This window comes from Erwinia sp. HR93 (assembly GCF_034555055.1).
Taxonomy (GTDB): domain Bacteria; phylum Pseudomonadota; class Gammaproteobacteria; order Enterobacterales; family Enterobacteriaceae; genus Apirhabdus; species Apirhabdus apintestini.
Window position 1 is genome coordinate 3,644,828 of the sequence record NZ_JAXUDP010000001.1, and the last position, 19,825, is coordinate 3,664,652.

Annotated in this window: 18 protein-coding genes; 7 read left to right on the plus strand and 11 right to left on the minus strand. The window is 54.8% G+C overall.

Annotated features, from left to right (window positions below; all coding sequences use genetic code 11):
• The first annotated feature begins 46 nt into the window (after positions 1-46).
• Entirely contained in the window at positions 47-154 is a 108-nt protein-coding gene (locus tag SFA31_RS17010; RefSeq protein ID WP_322839045.1) for a protein YohO, read from the plus strand.
• Here the strand turns inward: SFA31_RS17010 and SFA31_RS17015 are convergent.
• The 5 genes from SFA31_RS17015 to bglX all read right to left on the minus strand — a co-directional run bounded on the left by SFA31_RS17015 (position 135) and on the right by bglX (position 6,584).
• Entirely contained in the window at positions 135-866 is a 732-nt protein-coding gene (locus SFA31_RS17015) for an ABC transporter permease (protein ID WP_322839046.1), read from the minus strand. The genes SFA31_RS17010 and SFA31_RS17015 overlap by 20 nt on opposite strands.
• A complete protein-coding gene (locus SFA31_RS17020; RefSeq protein ID WP_322839047.1) occupies positions 863-1,801 on the minus strand; it encodes an ABC transporter ATP-binding protein in 939 nt (312 codons plus the stop codon). Before SFA31_RS17020 ends, SFA31_RS17015 begins: the two co-directional genes overlap by 4 nt.
• The gene (locus tag SFA31_RS17025; RefSeq protein ID WP_322839048.1) at positions 1,788-2,954 is read right to left on the minus strand and encodes an ABC transporter permease; all 1,167 of its coding nucleotides are present in this window, start codon (positions 2,952-2,954) and stop codon (positions 1,788-1,790) included. Before SFA31_RS17025 ends, SFA31_RS17020 begins: the two co-directional genes overlap by 14 nt.
• A 3-nt stretch (positions 2,955-2,957) precedes the next feature.
• Complete coding sequence (locus tag SFA31_RS17030) at positions 2,958-3,881, minus strand: ABC transporter substrate-binding protein (RefSeq protein ID WP_416208339.1); 924 nt, start codon at positions 3,879-3,881, stop codon at positions 2,958-2,960.
• 405 nt (positions 3,882-4,286) lie between these two features.
• On the minus strand, positions 4,287-6,584 hold the full coding sequence (gene bglX, locus SFA31_RS17035) for a beta-glucosidase BglX (RefSeq protein WP_322839049.1): 2,298 nt from the start codon (positions 6,582-6,584) through the stop codon (positions 4,287-4,289).
• A 234-nt stretch (positions 6,585-6,818) separates the two neighbouring features.
• Here bglX and dld point away from each other — a divergent pair, with 234 nt between their 5' ends.
• On the plus strand, positions 6,819-8,579 hold the full coding sequence (gene dld / locus SFA31_RS17040; protein ID WP_322839050.1) for a D-lactate dehydrogenase: 1,761 nt from the start codon (positions 6,819-6,821) through the stop codon (positions 8,577-8,579).
• Between the two features lie 238 nt (positions 8,580-8,817).
• Here the strand turns inward: dld and pbpG are convergent, their stop codons facing one another.
• Positions 8,818-9,738: a D-alanyl-D-alanine endopeptidase gene (pbpG, locus tag SFA31_RS17045; RefSeq protein WP_322839051.1), complete on the minus strand. Its 921-nt coding sequence runs from the start codon at positions 9,736-9,738 to the stop codon at positions 8,818-8,820.
• A gap of 161 nt (positions 9,739-9,899) precedes the next feature.
• Complete coding sequence (locus SFA31_RS17050) at positions 9,900-10,487, minus strand: Yip1 family protein (protein WP_322839052.1); 588 nt, start codon at positions 10,485-10,487, stop codon at positions 9,900-9,902.
• Positions 10,488-10,701: 214 nt separating this feature from the next.
• Here SFA31_RS17050 and SFA31_RS17055 point away from each other — a divergent pair, with 214 nt between their 5' ends.
• Entirely contained in the window at positions 10,702-11,307 is a 606-nt protein-coding gene (locus SFA31_RS17055) for a DedA family protein (protein ID WP_322839053.1), read from the plus strand.
• A 145-nt stretch (positions 11,308-11,452) separates the two neighbouring features.
• Here SFA31_RS17055 and dusC read toward each other — a convergent pair whose 3' ends face one another.
• Positions 11,453-12,397, minus strand: coding sequence for a tRNA dihydrouridine(16) synthase DusC (dusC, locus tag SFA31_RS17060; protein ID WP_322839054.1), 945 nt, complete (start codon positions 12,395-12,397; stop codon positions 11,453-11,455).
• A gap of 480 nt (positions 12,398-12,877) precedes the next feature.
• Here dusC and SFA31_RS17065 point away from each other — a divergent pair, with 480 nt between their 5' ends.
• The 4 genes from SFA31_RS17065 to sanA all read left to right on the plus strand — a co-directional run bounded on the left by SFA31_RS17065 (position 12,878) and on the right by sanA (position 15,816).
• Positions 12,878-13,279 (plus strand): CidA/LrgA family protein, encoded by a 402-nt coding sequence (locus tag SFA31_RS17065; RefSeq protein WP_322839055.1) that lies wholly within the window; start codon positions 12,878-12,880, stop codon positions 13,277-13,279.
• Complete coding sequence (locus SFA31_RS17070) at positions 13,276-13,971, plus strand: CidB/LrgB family autolysis modulator (RefSeq protein ID WP_322839056.1); 696 nt, start codon at positions 13,276-13,278, stop codon at positions 13,969-13,971. Before SFA31_RS17065 ends, SFA31_RS17070 begins: the two co-directional genes overlap by 4 nt.
• 135 nt (positions 13,972-14,106) lie before the next feature.
• Positions 14,107-15,003: a cytidine deaminase gene (gene cdd / locus SFA31_RS17075; protein WP_322839057.1), complete on the plus strand. Its 897-nt coding sequence runs from the start codon at positions 14,107-14,109 to the stop codon at positions 15,001-15,003.
• 96 nt (positions 15,004-15,099) lie between these two features.
• Positions 15,100-15,816, plus strand: a complete 717-nt coding sequence (gene sanA / locus SFA31_RS17080) for an outer membrane permeability protein SanA (protein ID WP_322839058.1) — start codon at positions 15,100-15,102, stop codon at positions 15,814-15,816.
• Between the two features lie 117 nt (positions 15,817-15,933).
• Here the strand turns inward: sanA and mglC are convergent, their stop codons facing one another.
• The 3 genes from mglC to mglB all read right to left on the minus strand — a co-directional run bounded on the left by mglC (position 15,934) and on the right by mglB (position 19,649).
• Positions 15,934-16,944, minus strand: coding sequence for a galactose/methyl galactoside ABC transporter permease MglC (gene mglC, locus SFA31_RS17085; protein WP_322839059.1), 1,011 nt, complete (start codon positions 16,942-16,944; stop codon positions 15,934-15,936).
• 15 nt (positions 16,945-16,959) lie between these two features.
• Complete coding sequence (gene mglA / locus SFA31_RS17090; protein WP_322839060.1) at positions 16,960-18,480, minus strand: galactose/methyl galactoside ABC transporter ATP-binding protein MglA; 1,521 nt, start codon at positions 18,478-18,480, stop codon at positions 16,960-16,962.
• A gap of 170 nt (positions 18,481-18,650) precedes the next feature.
• Complete coding sequence (gene mglB / locus SFA31_RS17095) at positions 18,651-19,649, minus strand: galactose/glucose ABC transporter substrate-binding protein MglB (protein WP_322839061.1); 999 nt, start codon at positions 19,647-19,649, stop codon at positions 18,651-18,653.
• Positions 19,650-19,825: the final 176 nt, after the last annotated feature.

A 19,825-nucleotide genomic window follows, 5' to 3' on the forward strand; every position in this document is an offset into this window, starting at 1 on the left:
GAACCCTTTCATTCTATAATCGCTCATCGACTGGAGGATGCCCGTCATGAAAGCAACGAAAATCGCACTTATCACCGGGATGGTCATTATGGCTCTTGGCGGTATCGGCGGCGTGATGCTCGCCGGTTACACCATCATTTTACATGGCGGGTAAGTCGGCGCTGAGCCACACCGAACGCGCTGTCAATCACCAGCGCCGCCAGCGCCACCGGCAGTGCGCCTTGCAGTACATAGGCGGTATTGAAGCCGCTTAAACCAATAATAATCGGCGTACCCAGCGTCTTGACTCCCACCGTAGAGGCAATCGCCGCGGTGCCAACGTTAATAATGGTTGATGTGCGAACGCCGGCCAAAATAAGCGGGGCCGCCAGCGGCAGCTCTACCCGCCACAGACGCTGCAGCGGCCCCATTCCGGTACCGTTCGCCACTTCCCTCACATCCAGTGGCACCGCCGTCAGCCCGGCCAGCGCGGCCTGCAATATCGGCAGCAAACCGTACAGCAATAGCGCAATAAGCGCCGGCGTCTGTCCAAAACCAATCACCGGCACCGCCACGGCCAGTACTGCCACCGGCGGAAATGTTTGCCCCACGGCGGCCACCGTTTCCACCAGCGGGCGAAATTCTCGCCCGGCGCGCCGAGTAACCAGAATCGCCAGCCCCACTCCCGCTATCGTTGCCGCAAGGCTTGATATTAATACCAATTCAAGATGGCTCCACGCCAGCGCGATAAAGCTATCCTGCAAATAAACCGGTCTGTCCAGCGCGGGAAACAGCGCATGAAACAGAGGAGCGCCGTGCGGCAGCCAAAGCAATAGCGCGCAAAATGCCAGCCCCAGCCAGAACAATGAAGAACGCAGCGCCATCATGCAGCAGACTCCGCGTTAATTAAATCACGAAAATGCAGCACGCCGCAGGCTTCGCCGTCTGCACGCGCAACGGGCAGCGCCTGACAGCCGCGCTCAACGAAGCAGGATAACGCCTCGCGCAGGGTCAGCGTGTCGGCGATGGCCTCACCGGGCATGCGCTCATCGGCACGCGCCCAGTCGCCAACCTGGCGTAGTGATAACAGGCGTACGCCCAGTTCGCTGCGCCCGAAAAAATCGCGCACAAACGGCGTTGCCGGACGCGTTAATAGCTCGGCTGGCGTTCCCTGCTGCACAACGCGACCGCTGTCCATCACCACCAGCCGGTCGGCTAACAGCAATGCTTCGTCTACGTCATGCGTAACCAGCACGATTGTGCGCCCTAACAGACGATGAATGCGCTGAATCTCTTGCTGCATCGCGCTGCGCGTTACCGGATCGAGAGCCCCAAATGGCTCGTCCATTAACAACAGTTCAGGATCGGCCGCCAGCGCGCGCGCCACGCCAACGCGCTGCTGCTGCCCGCCGGAAAGCTGATGCGGGTAGCGCGTGCGAAATAGCGCCGGATCCAGCGCCAGTAGCGTTAATAATTCATCCACTCGCGATTCAATACGCGCCCGCGGCCAGCGAAGCAACTGCGGCACCGTGGCAATATTTTGCGCTACGGTCCAGTGCGGAAATAATCCAACGGACTGGATAGCATAGCCGATACGCCGCCGCAGTACGCCCGGCGCCAGTTGCGCAATGTCATCCCCGGCAAAGGTAATGGTCCCGCTGTCGTGTTTCACCAACCGGTTTATCATACGTAACGTGGTGGATTTACCAGAACCGGACGTGCCGAGCAGCACGGTAAATGCCCCGTCAGGGCAATTCAGCGATAAATTGTCTACCGCCGCGCGATCGCCATAAAATTTACTGACGCCGTTAAAATGAATCATGACGTTTAACCTCCAGCCCGGCTATCGCCAGATTAAGCAGCGCATCGGCAATTACCGCCAGCGCAATCGTTGGGATCACGCCAAGGAGCACCAGGTCTAACGCGCTGCTCGATAACCCCTGAAATACCAGCGAGCCAAACCCGCCCGCCCCAATCAGCGCCGCAATCGTACTCATTCCTATCGTCTGAACCGCGACGGTTTTTAATCCGCGCAGCAGTACCGGGAGCGCCAGCGGAACCTCAACCTTTAAAAAACACTGCATGCCATTCATACCCATCGCTCTGGCGCTTTCCAGCACCAGCCGCGGGGTTTGTTCAAGCCCTGCCACCACGCTGCGCACCAGCGGTAACAGCGCATACAGCACCAGCGCAATCAGTGCGGGCGCCAGCCCTATACCGCTAATCCCGGTAATACCCGCCTGCGCGAGCACTTTGCCCAACCCGGCCAGCGGCGCAATCAATAAGCCAAATAGCGCCACCGCCGGAATAGTCTGGATAATATTCAGTACCGTAAATACCGGCGTGCGGGCCTTTGAATACCGATAACACCACAGACCTACGGGTAAGCCTATCGCCAGCGCTGGCAGCAGCGTTCCCCCCAGCAGCAATAAATGACGTCCAAGCGCCGCGTCAAAAACGTCCCGGCGATTGGCGTACTCTTTCATCAGCGAGAGCGCATCCAGGGCGCCGTAAAGTAGAAGTAAGGTGGGAACAATCCAGATTTGCGCCTGTAACAACCAGCGCCACAAACGACCGGGCGTTAGCCGACGCGCGGCGTCGCTGCATACCAGCAGGCACAGCGCCAGCAGTAGCCACAGGCCGCTCCCCGGCGAAGTGCGCGCTACCGCGCTGCCGCCCTGGGTCAAATGAAGCGCTGCGCGCCCGGCAGCCAGCAGCAGATAAATCAGCGACGCCTGGGCGGTTATCAGGGTTAACGCATGCACCGCCGGGCGAGACGGAGCACACGCTAGCGCCAGTAGCAATCCGATGGGGACACATAGTAACCAGCCAGAGTGACCCGGCAGCGCCCATAAATATATCGGCGTACCGGACAACAGGCGATTCGGCGCAAAATTTAACAGCGGTAGCATCGCTGCAAGCACCATCAAAACAACCAGCAGCAATAACACACGATTAGGACTTCTTACGGGCATGCATTATTGCTCCGTTTTCGCCAAACCTTTCTGTGCAAGCCATTCGGCCGCAACGCGCTTCGCATCAACGCCATCAACGGCGATACGCGCATTCAGTTTCTGCAGCGTTTTGATATCAAGCGCGCTGAAAACTGGCGTAAACCACTCTCCCATCTTTGGATACGCTTTTAACACCGCCTGGCGCACTACCGGCGCTGGTGCATAAACCGGCTGCACCGCCTTAGGATCGCTGAGCGTCTGCAAACCCAGCGCGGCGACCGGGCCATCGGTACCATAGGCCATTGCCGCATTGACGCCGGAGGTATTTTGCGCAGCGGCACGTAGCGTAACGGCGGTATCTCCGCCCGCCAGCGACAATAATTGGCTCTGCTCCAGATTAAAGCCATAGGCTTTTTCAAAAGCAGGTAATGCATCCGAGCGCTCGATAAATTCAGCCGAAGCGGCCAGCTTAAATTCACCGCCCTGTTTCAAATAACGGGTTAAGTCAGCGAGGGAGGTTAACTTACCTTCTTTCGCCAGTTTCTGACTCACGGCAATGGTCCAGGTGTTATTCGCCGGGGCTGGCGTTAGCCAAATCAGGTGATTCTGCTGTTCATCCAGTTTTTTCACGGCTTCATAGCCCTTGCGGGCATCCTTCCACACGCTGTCGCCTTCTTTCTTAAAGAAAAATGCGCCGTTCCCCGTATATTCCGGGTAGATATCCAGTTCACCCGCAGTAATCGCGCCGCGCACCACCGAGGTGGTGCCAAGCTGAATTTTATTTACGGTTTTGACACCGTGGCTTTCCAGTACCTGCAAAATGATATTCCCCAGCAGGGAGCCTTCCGTATCTATTTTCGATCCGACTTTTACCGGTTCCGCCGCATGCGCGCTCATCGCCGCCAGGCCCAGGAGCGCCGCTGCCATCGCCTTCCTGCTTATCATCATTAGTATCCTCATGTTTTCACACATTTTCATGGTGTTAAGCACCAAGCGTAGTCGATAACCAGGTTATCTGCCGCTTACTTTTCCCGCAGTTGCACACTGCCTGATAGCCAAACCCGGTAATTACGCGGGCTGCGCGCAGCGGGCGCTGTAAATTTTCAGACTACGGGCGGCATTGCGCTACCGCGAGGGCCGCTAACCACCGCGATGGCATGACTGAGAAAAAGCGCAGAGTGGTGAGTCGCATTTTTGATACGCCGCTGGCGTAGCGCCTGAGCAACCTTACGTGGGCAACCTGCAGTAAGGGGTTAACGGCGGCGCAAGGCGCAAAAAAAGGCCGGTAAACCGGCCCGAGAGAAAAATAATGTAGCGTCAGTAGCTATCGCCCTGACAAAAAAGAAATAGGCGTTACTGCAGCGTAAACGAAGCCTGCTTCACGCGCGCGGAATCCAGCCCGATGAACACATTGAACGCGCCCGGCTCAGCGGCGTATTTCATCTGCGCGTTCCAAAACTTGAGTGCATTCTCATCAATGGGGAAACGCACGGTCTGGCTGGCGCCCGGAGCCAGCGTCACTTTTTTAAATGCGCGCAGCATTTTCACCGGACGGCTCATCGACGCAGTGACATCCTGCAGATAAAGCTGAACCGCCGTCGCGCCTGGGCGATCGCCGGTATTGCTGACCGTCACGCTCGCCGTCAGCGAGGCGCCGCGCCGCAGCGTCGGTGCCGACAGTGTGACGTCTGATACCGAGAAAGTGGTGTAACTGAGCCCGTACCCAAACGGATAAAGCGGCCCATTTGCTTCATCGAAATAGCGCGAGGTGTATTTATTGGGGTGCTCAGGGTTGTACGGGCGGCCAGTGTTTAAATGGCTATAATAGACGGGAATTTGCCCCACGGAGCGCGGAAATGAAACCGGCAGTTTACCGGAAGGGTTATAATCGCCAAACAGCACGTCGGCGATGGCATTTCCCCCTTCGGTGCCCGCAAACCAGGTTTCCAGCAGCGCATCTGCCTGGCTGTTCTCTTCCACCAGCGACAGCGGACGCCCGTTCATCAGCACCAGTACCAGCGGTTTGCCGGTTGCTTTCAGCGCCTTAATCAAATCGCGCTGACTCTGAGGTATCCCAATCGAGGTCCGGCTTGACGCTTCATGCGCCATGCCCTGCGCTTCCCCGACCACGGCTACAACAACGTCCGCGCCGCGCGCTGCGGCAACGGCCTCATCAATCATCGTCTGCGCCGGGCGTGAGTCTACCTGAATGGCTTTCTCGTAAAGATTAAGGAAATCAACAATGCCTTTATGATTGCTGACGTTAGCGCCTTTCGCATAGATAATTTTTGCGCTGTCGCCGGCAACATTGCGAATGCCCTGCAATACGGTCACCGTTTGCGCGATAACGCCTGCGCCAGACCAGCTTCCCATCATGTCCCGCTGGCTATCCGCCAAAGGGCCGATAACGGCAATGGTACCGTTTTTCTTCAGCGGCAGCGTATGCAGGCGGTTTTTCAGCAAAACGAGGCTTTCACGGGCGACGCTGCGGGCCTCTTCACGGTGCAGGCGGCTTTCGGCAAAGGTATTTTCAGGATCGCTCTGTTTCGGCCCAAGATGCCGGTAGGGATCGTTAAATAAACCCATGTCGTATTTAACATTCAGTACGTGGCGCGCAGCGTCATCCAGCTCCGCCATACTCACATCGCCGCTTTTAATCAGCCCGGGAAGGTATTTGCTGTAATACTCATCGCTCATACTCATATTGATGCCGGAAGTTAACGCAACGCGCACCGCGTCTTTAGGATCTTTCGCCACACCGTGGTTAATTAATTCTTTTATCGCACCGTGATCGGAAACGGTGATACCGGTGAAGCCCCACCGTTTACGCAGGATATCTTTTAATAGCCAGGGGTTGGCAGAAGCAGGCGTACCATTCAATGAATTGAGCCCAACCATTACAGCGCCGCTGCCGGCATCCAGCGCAGCTTTATAAGGCGGCATATAGTCATTAAACAGGCGCTGCGGGCTCATATCTACCGTATTGTATTCTTTGCCCCCTTCTACCGCGCCGTAAGCGGCATAGTGTTTCACACTGGTCATTACGGAGTAGCGATCTGCCGGACTTTTGCCCTGCATCGATTCCACCATCGCCCGCCCCATGATTGACGTGAGATAGGTATCTTCACCAAATCCTTCAGAAACGCGGCCCCAGCGCGGATCGCGCGAGATGTCCACCATCGGCGCCCAGGTCATATTCAGCCCGTCATCCGCGGCTTCATACGCAGAAATTCGCCCGGCGACCCGCACCGTTTCCGGATTAAAAGTAGAAGCTAGCCCCAGGCTAATGGGAAACACTGTCCGCTGGCCGTGTATCACATCAAAGGCAAAAAAGAGCGGAATTTTCAGGCGGCTAAGCGACATCACCTGATCCTGCATTGCTCTGATATCCGGGCGCGTGACGGTATTAAATATTGCACCTACCTGCCCTTTCTCAATCATATCGCGAATAGCTTCTTTCGGATTATCCGGACCAACGGTGATAAGGCGAAGCTGACCTATCTTTTCATCAACGGTCATCTTTTTCAGCAAATCGCTAACAAAAGCGTCGCGCGCCCGGGGCGTTAGCGGATGTTCGCCGAAGAAGTCTTCTGCCAGCGCGGGTTGCAGCACCAGCGCGGCGGCTACGCCTGCGGATAAAAGCCATTTCATGCGGTACACTCTCTCATTATGCGGCCAGCGCCCGACCGCCTCGTCCTGAAGGGATAAGCAGTGTGCCATAAGCCACCGGGAGTAAGAACCGTTATCTGTTGATTTTCCGGCGACTTGGTGGTCAATACTGCTATTCTAAACCTGATATCGATAATGCGCCCGGACGCGACTTTATACACGTGCTTCTGGCCTTATAATGTACCCTACAAATCGCCTTACCATAAGGAATGGAACATGTCCCGTACCCAGAAAACCGACAGCGCCGCTTTAATTGCCGAACTGACCCGGTTTGTCGGCGCAGCTCATATATTGACTGACGCTGCGAAAACCGCCCGCTATCGACGTGGTTTTCGATCCGGCGAAGGCGATGCGCTGGCGGTGGTCTTTCCCGGCACGCTGCTCGAAATGTGGCGCGTACTTAAAGCCTGCGTCGAAGCGGATAAAATCATCCTTATGCAGGCCGCAAATACCGGCCTCACTGAAGGCTCTACTCCAAATGGCAATGATTACGATCGGGAAATCGTAATTATCAGTACCCTGCGCCTCGACAAACTGCAGCTTCTGGGCGGCGGAAATCAGGTGCTCGCTTTCCCCGGCACTACGCTCTATTCACTGGAAAAAGCGCTGCGCCCGCTGGGCCGCGAGCCGCACTCGGTGATCGGATCTTCATGCATCGGCGCTTCGGTTATCGGCGGCGTCTGCAATAATTCCGGTGGTTCATTGGTTCAGCGCGGCCCGGCTTACACCGAAATGGCGCTGTTTGCCCATATTGATGCAAAGGGTAACCTGAGTTTGATTAACCACCTCGGTATCAACCTGGGCGACACGCCGGAACAAATACTCAGTAAACTGGACGATGAGCGTCTGGCGGAAACCGACATCCTTCACGACGAGCAGCACAAAGCCTCCGCGCAGGATTACATTGAGCGGGTACGCGATGTTGAAGCCGATACCCCCGCTCGCTACAACGCCGATCCTAGCCGCCTGTACGAGGCCTCGGGCTGCGCCGGTAAACTCGCCGTATTCGCAGTGCGCCTGGATACTTTCCCAACGGACAAAGAGCAGGCAGTTTTTTATATTGGCACCAATCAACCGCAGGTACTCACCGAGATCCGCCGCCACATTCTCGCTAGCTTTGACAATGTGCCGGTTGCCGGGGAGTATATGCACCGCGATATTTACGATATCGCTGAACGCTACGGAAAAGACACTTTTTTAATGATAGATAAACTCGGCACCGACAAAATGCCGTTTTTCTTTACCTTAAAAGGCCGCGTCGATGCGCTACTGGAACGCGTTCCCTTTATCAAACCCCACTTTACCGATCGCTTTATGCAACGACTCGGATACCTGTTCCCGGCGCATTTACCGCCGCGCATGAATCAGTGGCGCGAAAAATATGAACACCATCTGCTATTAAAAATGTCCGGCGCCGGCATCGCAGAAGCGCGCGACTGGCTCACCGACTATTTTAAAACCGCCGACGGCGATTTCTTTGCCTGTACGCCCGAAGAGGGTACAAAAGCGTTTTTGCATCGCTTTGCCGCCGCCGGGGCCGCCATCCGCTACCATGCGGTACACGCCAATGAAGTGGAGGATATTCTGGCGCTGGATATCGCTTTGCGGCGCAACGATCGCGACTGGCTGGAACAGCTACCGCCGGAGATTAACGATAAACTGGCGTATAAACTGTATTACGGTCACTTTATGTGTCACGTTTTTCATCAGGATTACATCGTGAAAAAAGGGGTGGATACCCACGCGCTGAAAGAGGAAATGCTGGCGCTGCTGCGCGAGCGCGGCGCGCAATACCCAGCCGAGCATAACGTTGGCCATCTCTATGAAGCGCCGGAAACGTTGCGCAATTTTTATCGGGCTAACGATCCCACTAACAGTATGAATCCCGGCATCGGTAAAACCAGCCGCCTGAAAAACTGGGGAGAATGCGGCTGCGGTCAGCCGCACGATAATGCGCAATCTGACGTGCAGGCGTAACGCAATTGCCGTAAAACGCCGCCTTTCCGGGAAGGCGGCGTTTATACACCACGGCGAGCAGAGTAAAAACCTGAAAACGATTATTGTCCTGCTGGATTAACGGTTGTACATCGATCGGCGCTGCCGTGCCTCCCTTCACCGATAACACCCTGCTGAAAACGTTTGCTACCGTGCGGTTAATTTGCCGGTGTTGGCCTGGCAGACAGGGACAAATCCGTGCCCGTAATGGATTAGTAAATTATTTACTTCCGGCAAGCGTAAGCGACTCAGCCGCCCGCTGCTGTTTATACGCCAGCGCCGACGCCGGCACCGGTTTCACTTCACCGGTTTCCAGCCAGGTGCGCAGCCGGCTGGCATCGGCGAAATGGGTATATTTGCCGAAAGCGTCCATCACCACCAGCGCCACCGGGCGCTGCTTAATCAAGGTGCGCATCACCAGGCAGTGCCCCGCCGCGTTGGTAAAACCCGTTTTGGTTAGCTGGATATTCCAGTTATCCCGATAAACCAGATGATTGGTATTGCGAAAAGGCAGCGTATAAGCGGGATGGCTAAACGTCGCCATCTCTTCACGCGTGGTGCTAAGCTGCCCTATCAGCGGGTATCGCTTAGTCGCAATCAGCAATTTTGTCAGATCGCGGGCGGTTGACACATTTTGCTGTGACAGCCCCGTCGGCTCGACAAACCGCGTATGCGTCATACCTAACGCCTGTGCCTTCGCATTCATCGCCCGAATAAACGCGTCGTAGCCGCCGGGGTAATGATGAGCAAGACTGGCCGCTGCGCGATTTTCCGAAGCCATCAGCGCCAGTAATAGCATATCTTTCCGGCTAATCTGACTGTTCAGGCGCACCCGGGAATAGACGCCTTTCATCTCCGGCGTGTGGCTAATATCTACCGCCAGTATCTCGTTAAGCGGCAAATGCGCGTCCAGCACGACCATTGCGGTCATGACTTTACTGATAGACGCGATTGGACGCACTAAATCAGGGTGGCTGGCGTACAGTACTTTATTAGTTGCAAGATCGACAATCATGGCACTGCCGGAAGCAATCTGCGGATGAGCAGCGGCGGCAGTTTGCACGGCGTTGGCCGCGAATACGCTAGCAGGGGCTGTAGTGATGAGCGCCAGGCTCAACAGGGCAAAAAGACGTTTCGTCATGATGGGTTTCGCCGTTGGAAAATGAAATTCGCGTGCGCGCATCCATCCCAGCGTTTTTAGGAAGCGGGCGCCAGCATCATACTCCGGCGCTCGCCTCTGCGGCTACAGGTTAATCCCAATACCGGGTCATCTGGTGAATAAATCAACAACCCTTATCGCGTTTAAAACCACCGATAGCCGTATCCCCATAGCATCACCGTCAGCGCCAACAGTATTTCCAGCACTAAAACGCCTATCGCCAGCGTCGAACTGGAAAAACTCAGTCCTTCTTCCCGGCTTATCGTCAAAAAGGCGGGCACCCCGATATAAAGGAGATATCCCGTATACAGTAAAGCTACCGCACCCGCCAGTGCACACAGCCAGACCAGAGGGTATAAGGCAACGATGCCGCTCAGAAACAGCGGTGTCGCCACGTAGCCGGCGAATACACAGCAGCGCCCGAGTGAAGGCCGATGAAGATAGTGGCGCGCCATCCACCAAATAATGCGTCCCATTAGAGCAACGCCTGCCAGCATCAAAACATAAAACAGCGCAGCCAGCGCCAGGGCACTGGCGAAGGTGAGCCGGACATCATGCTCGGCACCAAAACGCCAGCCGATTTGCGTGGTACCAATAAAAGCGCAAATCACCGGGATCGCGGCCATCAAAAGTACGTGATGCAAATAATGGTGCGATACCGATTCATTTTCTCGTCTGATACTTTGTATTTCTTGAGCAGGATGAGAAAACAACCCCCATACATGGTTCATATAACCTCCCCGATGCGACGCAAAAATGAAGCAGGCAATGACGCTGCCTCCGAATCATGAACCTGCACCGTCAGTATGTTCCTTCAGTATAATGGGTAATCGACGGTCCGACGCGAAGCGCGAAAATTCTCCCTCCCAGCGTTCCGTTGAGGCTGCGATCGGTTTCAGGGTGTATTCTTAACCAACGATATTGATTAACAACCCGACGGATCCAATGGATATTAATAGCTTAATTACGCATTACGGCTACGCTGCGCTGATATTGGGTAGCCTGGCGGAGGGGGAAACCGTTACGTTACTCGGCGGTATCGCAGCACATCAGGGGCTGCTGTCACTACCGCTGACTATCATTTCTGTCGCGCTTGGAGGCATGATTGGCGATCAGTTACTTTATCTTGCCGGACGACGCTACGGCGAAACCATTCTCCAGCGCTTCCCGCGCTATCGCGGTAAAATTACCCGCGCGCGCCGCCTGATTAACCGTCACCCGTGGCTATTTGTTGTCGGTTCACGTTTTATGTACGGCTTTCGCATTGTCGGCCCCATCCTGATCGGTGCCAGCCGCCTGCCGCCCAAAATTTTTCTTCCACTTAATATTATCGGCGCCCTGGTATGGGCCACGCTGTTTACCCTGCTCGGCTATATGGGCGGCGAAATCATCACCCCGTGGCTTCATATGTTTGATAAACATATGAAGCTGTTATTCTGGCTCGGGCTGGCTATCGCCGCGGTATGGCTGGTGCGCCTGTGGCTAAAACGGCGCACTCACCGCCATACTGACGAAAATGGCTCAGAGGATAGCAGCGACAAAAATGGCTAACCCGACAGCAACGCAAACTATGCGATAAAACGCGGCGTAGCCCCGGCGCGCCAACTTCGTTTTTATGCCTGCCGATGGGTTTATGCGCGCATAAACCCATCGCCATAAGGCCCAACTGGCACCGGGGCGCCGCCGTGCGCCCCTATCATAATGCGTCCGCGTAGGCGGTAATCGCCTGCGCCACCGCGCGCGAGCTTTTTAAAGCCCGCACCACGGTAAATAGAGTCTCCGCCTGCGGGTAAGCTTTACGCAAATACCCAAGCCACTGTTTAATACGCGCCAGATGATACAGCCCGGTATCGTCCTGTTTTTCCAGCCGGGTATATTTGCATAAAAGCTGTACTACCTCAGGCCACGGCATGGCCGGGGCATTATGTTTTACCACCTGCCCTAAATTAGGGATAGTCAGCGCCCCGCGCCCCAGCATTAGCGCCTCACAGCCGGTTGCCGCCAGGCACGCCTGCCCGCTGCGCCAGTCCCAGATTTCGCCATTGGCAATAACCGGGATGCGTAAACGCTGACGAATTTCACCGATTGCCGCCCAGTTAATGCAATCCGCCTTATAGCCATCCTCTTTGGTACGCCCGTGCACCACCACTTCGCTGGCTCCGCCCTGCTGTACCGCATCGGCAATTTCAACGCGCCGCGCGCTGCTATCCCAGCCGAGGCGCACTTTTACCGTGACCGGCAGCGCGGCGGGCACCGCTGCGCGCATGGCGCTGACGGCGCGATAAATGAGTTCTGGCTCCCGCAGCAGAGACGCCCCGCCCCCGCTGCCATTCACTACCTTTGAGGGGCATCCACAATTGAGGTCTACTCCCCACGATCCCAGCGCTATCGCACGCGCCGCGTTTTCCGCCAGCCACTCGGGCGCCTGCCCCAGCAGTTGCACTCTAACGCGCGTGCCCGCAGAGGTATTACTGCCGTGGCGCAGTTCCGGGCAGATCCGATAGAATGCTTTTACCGGCAATAAGCTATCTACCACGCGCAAAAATTCCGTTACGCAGAGGTCATAGTCATTAACTTCACTCAATAATTCACGCACCAGAGGGTCGAGAACGCCCTCCATCGGTGCCAGTAGTACCCGCATGGTTTCTGCCCGCACGCTAAAAAGGCGCTCATAGTAGCCTAATTTTTAGGGTGGTAAAAAGCACGGCTTTGATCAGTCGTCGCCTGCAAACCTGTCATAGAAATTCGAGTATCGGTGCCGGGAGGGAGTGATCGGCCTGCACCTGCATCCGGCATGGCTTAACCTTATTTCAGATATACGTTAATAATTCAGCTGGCAGGAGCGCGCTAATACCGCCATCTTTTATGACACTGTGTCTCTGCCGATAAATTCACGACAGTAAAACACTTCACTGCCACTGGCGCCGCATACGGCCTCAGCGCAAAGGTAACTCACCGTTATGCCAGCATAAACTACACTGACAATATCCTTTGCCACCTTGCAATCTCGGGTAAAACCGACCAGACATAATAAGAGGGTTATGGAAATACATTATGTGATCGGTAGCACAAAAAAAAAATTAATTGTATGATGAATGCATTCTCCGAAGGACATTCCGCTATGCGTAATATGTTGACCATCGTCTGGCAGTATTTACGAGCTTTTGTGCTGATCTACGTCTGTCTTTATGCGGGGATCGCGCTGGCTGCGCTGCTACCCATCACGATCCCCGGCAGTATTATCGGTATGCTGCTACTGTTTTTGCTCCTGTCTTTTCAAATCCTGCCGGCAAAGTGGGTACAGCCCGGCTGCCATCTGCTGATTCGCTATATGGCCCTGCTGTTCGTACCCATTGGCGTCGGTGTCATGCAATATTTTGATTTACTACGCGCCCAGTTTGGACCAATTGTCGTGTCCTGCATCATAAGTACGGTCATTGTCATGCTGGTGGTGAGCTGGAGTTCACATCTGGTACACGGCGAACGTCAGTTATTTAGCCGCAATAAGGTAAAAAACAAATGATGGAAAATATTTGGTGGTCGCTACCGATAACGCTCATCGTTTTTTTTGCAGCGCGCCGTCTGGGCGGATGGTTAAAAATGCCGCTGCTCAATCCGTTACTGGTCTCAATGGTCATTATCATCCCTTTTTTACTGGTCAGCGGGCTTTCGTATGAGCGCTATTTCAGCGGCAGTAAAGTACTCAACGATCTACTCCAGCCCGCCGTTGTAGCGCTGGCGTTTCCGCTGTATGAACAGATCCATCAAATTCGCGCGCGCTGGAAGTCGATTATCACTATCTGCTTTATTGGCAGCATAACGGCGATGGTCACCGGAAGTGCCGTAGCGCTGATGCTCGGTGCCACGCCGCAGATAGCCGCCTCTATTCTCCCCAAATCTGTCACAACGCCGATTGCAATGGCCGTGGGCGGTAGCATCGGTGGTTTACCGGCAATTAGCGCCGTGTGCGTCATTTTTGTCGGGATTTTAGGCGCAGTGTTCGGACACACTATGCTCAATGCGATGAAAATCACTACCAAAGCCTCACGCGGGCTGGCGATGGGCACCGCCTCGCATGCGCTGGGTACCGCCCGCTGCGCCGAGCTGGATTACCAGGAAGGCGCGTTTGGCTCGCTGGCACTGGTTATCTGCGGGATTATGACCTCAATAATGGCGCCTTTCCTGTTTCCCTTAATCCTGCGTTTTTTTGGCTAACCGTAGCCAATATTGCGCTATCGGCTCTCACGGCTGTGAGATTTCATTTATTGCACTAATAATGAGATAAAGATCACGTATAGCGCTGAAGCGGCACCGTAAACTACGGAGCCATTTTTGGTGTTGAGGTCTATCATGCATCCACGTTTTAAGCACGCCGTCGCGCAGCTTCCCGATGTTCTGCGGCCATTATTGGTCCCCAGGCTCAGTGACCCGCATTTTTCAGGAATGTTTAGCGCCAGCGAGGTGAAAGCGCTGGAAACCGCCAGCGGGTTTGATGAAACCGCACTGGCCCTGGCGCTGTTACCGGTAGCCGCCGCCTGCGCCAGGGCTCCGATATCGCATTTTCAGGTGGGTGCCATCGCCCACGGCGTCAGCGGCAACCTCTGGCTGGGCGCTAATATGGAATTCCCCGGCAGCACGCTGCAGCAAACCATCCATGCGGAACAAAGCGCGATTTCACACGCCTGGACCTGCGGCGAACGCCGGCTTCGTGCGGTAACGGTCAACTACACGCCGTGCGGCCACTGCCGGCAATTTATGAATGAACTGAACAGCGGCGTCGGGCTGATAATCCAGTTACCCGAGCGACAGCCTGCTCCCCTTAGCGCTTATTTACCTGAGGCTTTTGGACCGGAAGATCTCGGGGTGCAAACGCGGTTAATGGACAGCGAGCCTCATGTATTTATGCTGCAGGGCGATGCGCTGAGCCAGGCCGCAATCGCCGCCGCCAGCCGCAGCCACGCTCCCTACAGTCACTCTCCGTCCGGCGTCGCGCTGGAAATGAAAGACGGCACGCTATTTAGCGGCAGCTACGCGGAAAGTGCGGCCTATAACCCTTCACTGCCGCCGCTGCAGGTGGCGCTTAACGTTATGTATCTTAACGGTTATACAGAGCAGGCGCTGGGCCGCGTACTGGTAGCCGAACGCGCAGATGCCGCGCTGACCCAGTGGGACGCCAGCATCGCATTATTGCGCAGCCTGGGCTGCCATAATGCCGATCGTTTATTACTGGAATCTTCGCCGCGATGAAATTTGCCGCAACCGCACCCGGTTATGTTGCACGGTTTACGTGGATAAAGTAGCCTTGAAGCTCCTTACTCTTCCCGGTGTCAGGTATCTAACTCTATGTTGAAGCGTCTGTTTTACGGTCTGCTGGCTTTGATAGCCCTGGCGCTTATTTCCGCGCTGGCGCTGGACCGCTGGATCAGTTGGAAAACGGCGCCCTACGTCTATGATGAAATACAGGATCTTCCCTGGCGCCAGGTTGGCGTGGTGCTCGGCACCGCAAAATATTATCGCACCGGCGTTATTAATCAATATTACCGCTATCGCATCCAGGGCGCGATTAACGCCTATAACAGCGGTAAAATCAGTTATCTGCTGCTGAGCGGGGATAACGCGCAGCAAAGCTATAACGAACCGATGACCATGCGTAAAGATTTAATCGCTGCGGGCGTTGACCCTACCGATATCGTGCTGGATTATGCCGGTTTCCGGACCTTGGACTCGATTGTCCGAACCCGTAAGGTCTTTGACACCAACGACTTTATTATTATTACCCAGCGCTTTCACTGCGAGCGCGCGCTGTTTATCGCCCAGCATATGGGAATTCAGGCCCAGTGCTACGCGGTGCCGTCACCGAAAAATATGCTTACGGTACGCCTGCGCGAGTTTGGCGCTCGCCTCGGCGCACTGGCAGACCTGTATATTTTCAAGCGCGAACCGCGCTTTCTCGGGCCGCTGGTACCCATCCCATCGCACCGGGAAATCCCACAGGACGCCCAGGGTTATCCGGCAGTGACTCCTTCGCAGTTGCTGGAACTCGAAAAGAAACAAAATTGACGGCAGCGGGGGCCAGTTCCCCGCTTTCACGCAGTGTCACAGCGAATAAACTCCCAGGCCTGCCGGCGGCAAACACCCTCAATAAGTAGCTTATCCACGGTGCCCGCCTGCCGCTGACTACTTTTTCCGCGCATATTTTAACGAGTCCAGCGCCACCGCGAAGATAATAATCGCGCCCTTAATAATATATTGCCAGTAAGGATTGACGCCGATATAAGTGAGGCCGTAGTTAATCACCGTAAAGATAATTACCCCGGTGACTACGCCAAAGACCGTGCCTACGCCGCCGCTGAATGAAACGCCGCCGACCACGCAGGCGGCAATGGCATCCAGTTCATACATAAACCCGAGGTTATTGGTCGCCGATCCAACGCGCCCGGCCTCCAGCATGCCGCCGAACGCATAAAATACGCCGGACAGCGCGTAAATCATCAATAAGTTCAGCCCCACGTTGACGCCGGACACTTTTGCCGCTTCCGGGTTGCCTCCGATAGCAAAGATATTTTTCCCAAACCGGGTTTTATTCCATAGCACCCAGACAAACGCGATGGCCGCCAGCGCATAAAAGGTAATGTAGGAAAGTCGAAAATCTCCCATTGCAATTACGCCCTGGGTAAAATGAGAAAATCGGCTATCAAACCCGGAAACCGGCGACGCGCCGACATAGTCGTAGTACAGGGAGTTAATGCCATACACAATAATCATGGTGCCCAGCGTGGTGATAAAGGGCGTGACGTGAAGATACGCAATCACCAACCCGTTGATGAGCCCAATCACCGCCCCCACCGCACAGACAATCAGGATAACCAGCGCAATCGGCATGGTCTGCATATCCGGGAACACTTTATTAATATTGTCCATAGACTGTAACAGCGTTGCCGCTATCACCGCCGCCAGGCCAACCTGGCGCCCGGCGGACAGATCGGTACCCTGAGTGACAATCAGCCCGGCCACCCCGAGCGCGATAATAATGCGCACCGAAGACTGGGTCAGAATGTTACTGAGATTCAGCAGGCTTAAAAACGTCGGGTCCTGAAAAATAATGATGGCTAACAGCACCAGCAGCACGACATAAATTCCACCTTCTTTTATATACGTCAGAACGTGTTTTTTTGTTAATGCGCTCATGAGCGTCCCCTGAAGTTAAAGATGCAAAGATGCGAGGCGCAAAATGTCATTTTGCGTGGTGTTTTTGGTCTCGACGATGCCGGCGACCTGGCCGTTGCTCATCACCAGAATACGGTCGGTAATCCCCAGCAATTCCGGCATTTCAGAAGAAATAATAATGATGCCTTTCTCCCGCTGGGCCAGTTCGGCAATAAGCTGATAAATTTCAAATTTTGCCCCAACGTCTATCCCGCGCGTCGGTTCATCCAGCATTAATATTTCCGGCTGCGTCAGCAGCCAGCGGCCAATAATCACTTTCTGCTGATTACCGCCGGAGAGCGCGCCAATCTGCGCGCGATGCCCCGGCGTTTTAACCCGCATCGCATCAATCACCCATTGGGTGTCGCTTTTCATGCGGCGATCGTCGAGCAGGCCAATTTGATTCTTATAGCGGCGAATATTTGAAATTAGCGAGTTAAAACCGATATCCAAAAACGCGTAGATCCCGGTGGCGCGCCGTTCTTCGGTTACCAGCGCAAAGCCGTGATTAATCGCTTCATGCGCGCTGTTGTTCTCCACCGCCTTGCCGTGCAGATAAATCGTACCGCCCGACTTTTCACGGATCCCGAACAGTGTTTCAACGATGTCGGTACGCTTCGCGCCTACCAGCCCGGCAATCCCCAGAATTTCGCCTTTGTGCAAATCAAACGAGACATCGCGAATCGAGGGCTGACGCAGCGAGGTCAGATGCCGCACCTGTAAAATCACTTCCCCGGGCTGATTGTGCCGCTCCGGGAAGCGCTGGCTGAGCGAACGTCCAACCATCATGGCAATAAGCTTATCGATATCCAGCTCGGCTATTGGCTGAGTGGCTATCCACTGGCCATCGCGTAACACCGTCACTTCATCACAAAGCTGGAAAATCTCTTCCATTTTGTGTGATATATAGACAATGCCGCAGCCGCGATCTTTGAGCTTACGGATGATATTGAACAAGTGGTGGACTTCTTTTTCGGTGAGCGAGGACGTGGGCTCATCCATGATGACAATGCGCGTATCGTAAGAAAACGCTTTGGCGATTTCCACCATTTGCATTTGGGAAACCGACAGGGTACTCACCCGAGCGTGGGGATCGATATTGATATCCAGCTCATGGAAGATAGCCTGCGTATCGCGCAGCATTTTCGCCCGATCGACGAACAGCCCTTTACACGGGTAGCGTCCCAGCCACATGTTGTCCATCACTGAGCGCTGCAGCACCAGATTCAGTTCCTGATGCACCATGGAAACGCCGTTTTCCAGCGCCTCTTTCGCGCTGGTGAAATTCACCTCGCACCCCTGAAACACAATGCGCCCGCTGTCCTTTTTATAGATACCGAACAGGCATTTCAGCAGCGTGGATTTCCCGGCGCCGTTTTCTCCCATTAGGGCGTGCACTGAATGCGGGCGCACCCTGAGATTGACATTATCAAGCGCTTTTACCCCGGGAAATGACTTATTAATACCCGTCATCTCCAGCAGGTACGTGGATGCAGCGGCAGAATCATGACTCGCCATAAAGGTTTCCGGGTTGCTTAGGGTATGAGAGGGAAAATGAGATAGCCGCACCGCTAAATCCGCCAATCGGCCGGTAAGGCGGCGCCACCCGACCGTCGACTGATTTATAGGGCCGGCCGATGCGCACTGTCACGCACCGGCCGACCGTGGGCCTCTTCACCGGGAATGAGCTATTTACCGATGAACTGGCTCAGATTGTCTTTATCGACGCCCACATACGGCACCCGCACGATTTTGTCCTGCACCTTCCAGTCTGCGCCATCGGCCGCGGGCTTACCGTTCGCCAGATTCTCTGCCATCTGAAACGTCACTTTAGCCTGGTTACTGGCATCATTTAGGACGGTACCGGCCATCGCGCCTGATTTTACCAGCGCCAGCGCTTCCGGCAGGGCATCTACGCCGAATACCGGCAGCGCGGATTTTTTATGCGCTTTCAGCGCCTCTACCGCCCCCATCGCCATTGCATCGTTATTGGCGATAACCACTTCAATGCCGTTGGCGTTCGGGCCGGAAAGCCAGGCGTCCATTTTATCTTTCGCCTGCGCGGTATCCCACATGGCGGTGTCCATCGCAAGGCGCTGGGTTTTAATCCCCTTTTCCTCGAGCGTCTTCGCCACCCAGGCGGTGCGGGCTTCAGCGTCCGGATGGCCCGGTTCGCCCTTCAGCAGCACGTATTGAATTTTCCCGTCTTTGTTGAGATCCCAGGCCGGGTTCGCCTTCCAGTGTTTAGCGATTAATTCACCCTGAATCACGCCGGACTCTTTAGAATCGGTTCCTACGTAATAGGCTTTATCGTAGCTGTCCAACGCCTTACGGGAAGGTTCTTTATTGAAAAAAACAACCGGTACGTTCTGCGCGCGCGCCTTATCAATAATGGTACCGGCAGCGGCCGGGTCCACCAAATTAATGGCCAGCGCTTTTACGCCGCGCGCCAGCAAGACGTCCACCTGGTCGTTTTGTTTGGATTGGTCGTTTTGCGAGTCATTCATCAATAACTTAACGTCAGACGCCGATTTGGCTTCTTTTTCAATGGCTCTGCGCACCACCGACATAAAGTTATCGTCATATTTATAGATGGTAACGCCAATACGCGTATCCGCGGCGTGGGCACCCGCACCGAGCAAAATCCCCGCCAGCGCGACAGAAACGGTCAGAAGTTTATGTTTCATGGTCTCTCCGGTTTGTTCAGTAACGTTGATCGGCACCGGATGATGTTGTTATTATGTTACACATCGCCAGTTTTGACCGACTGTAAATCGGATTCCTGTCCTGCCGTGCTCCATAATGAAATCGGCGAATTTCTCTGCCGTTTCCTGAAAAATAGTCAAATATCATCGCAATAATG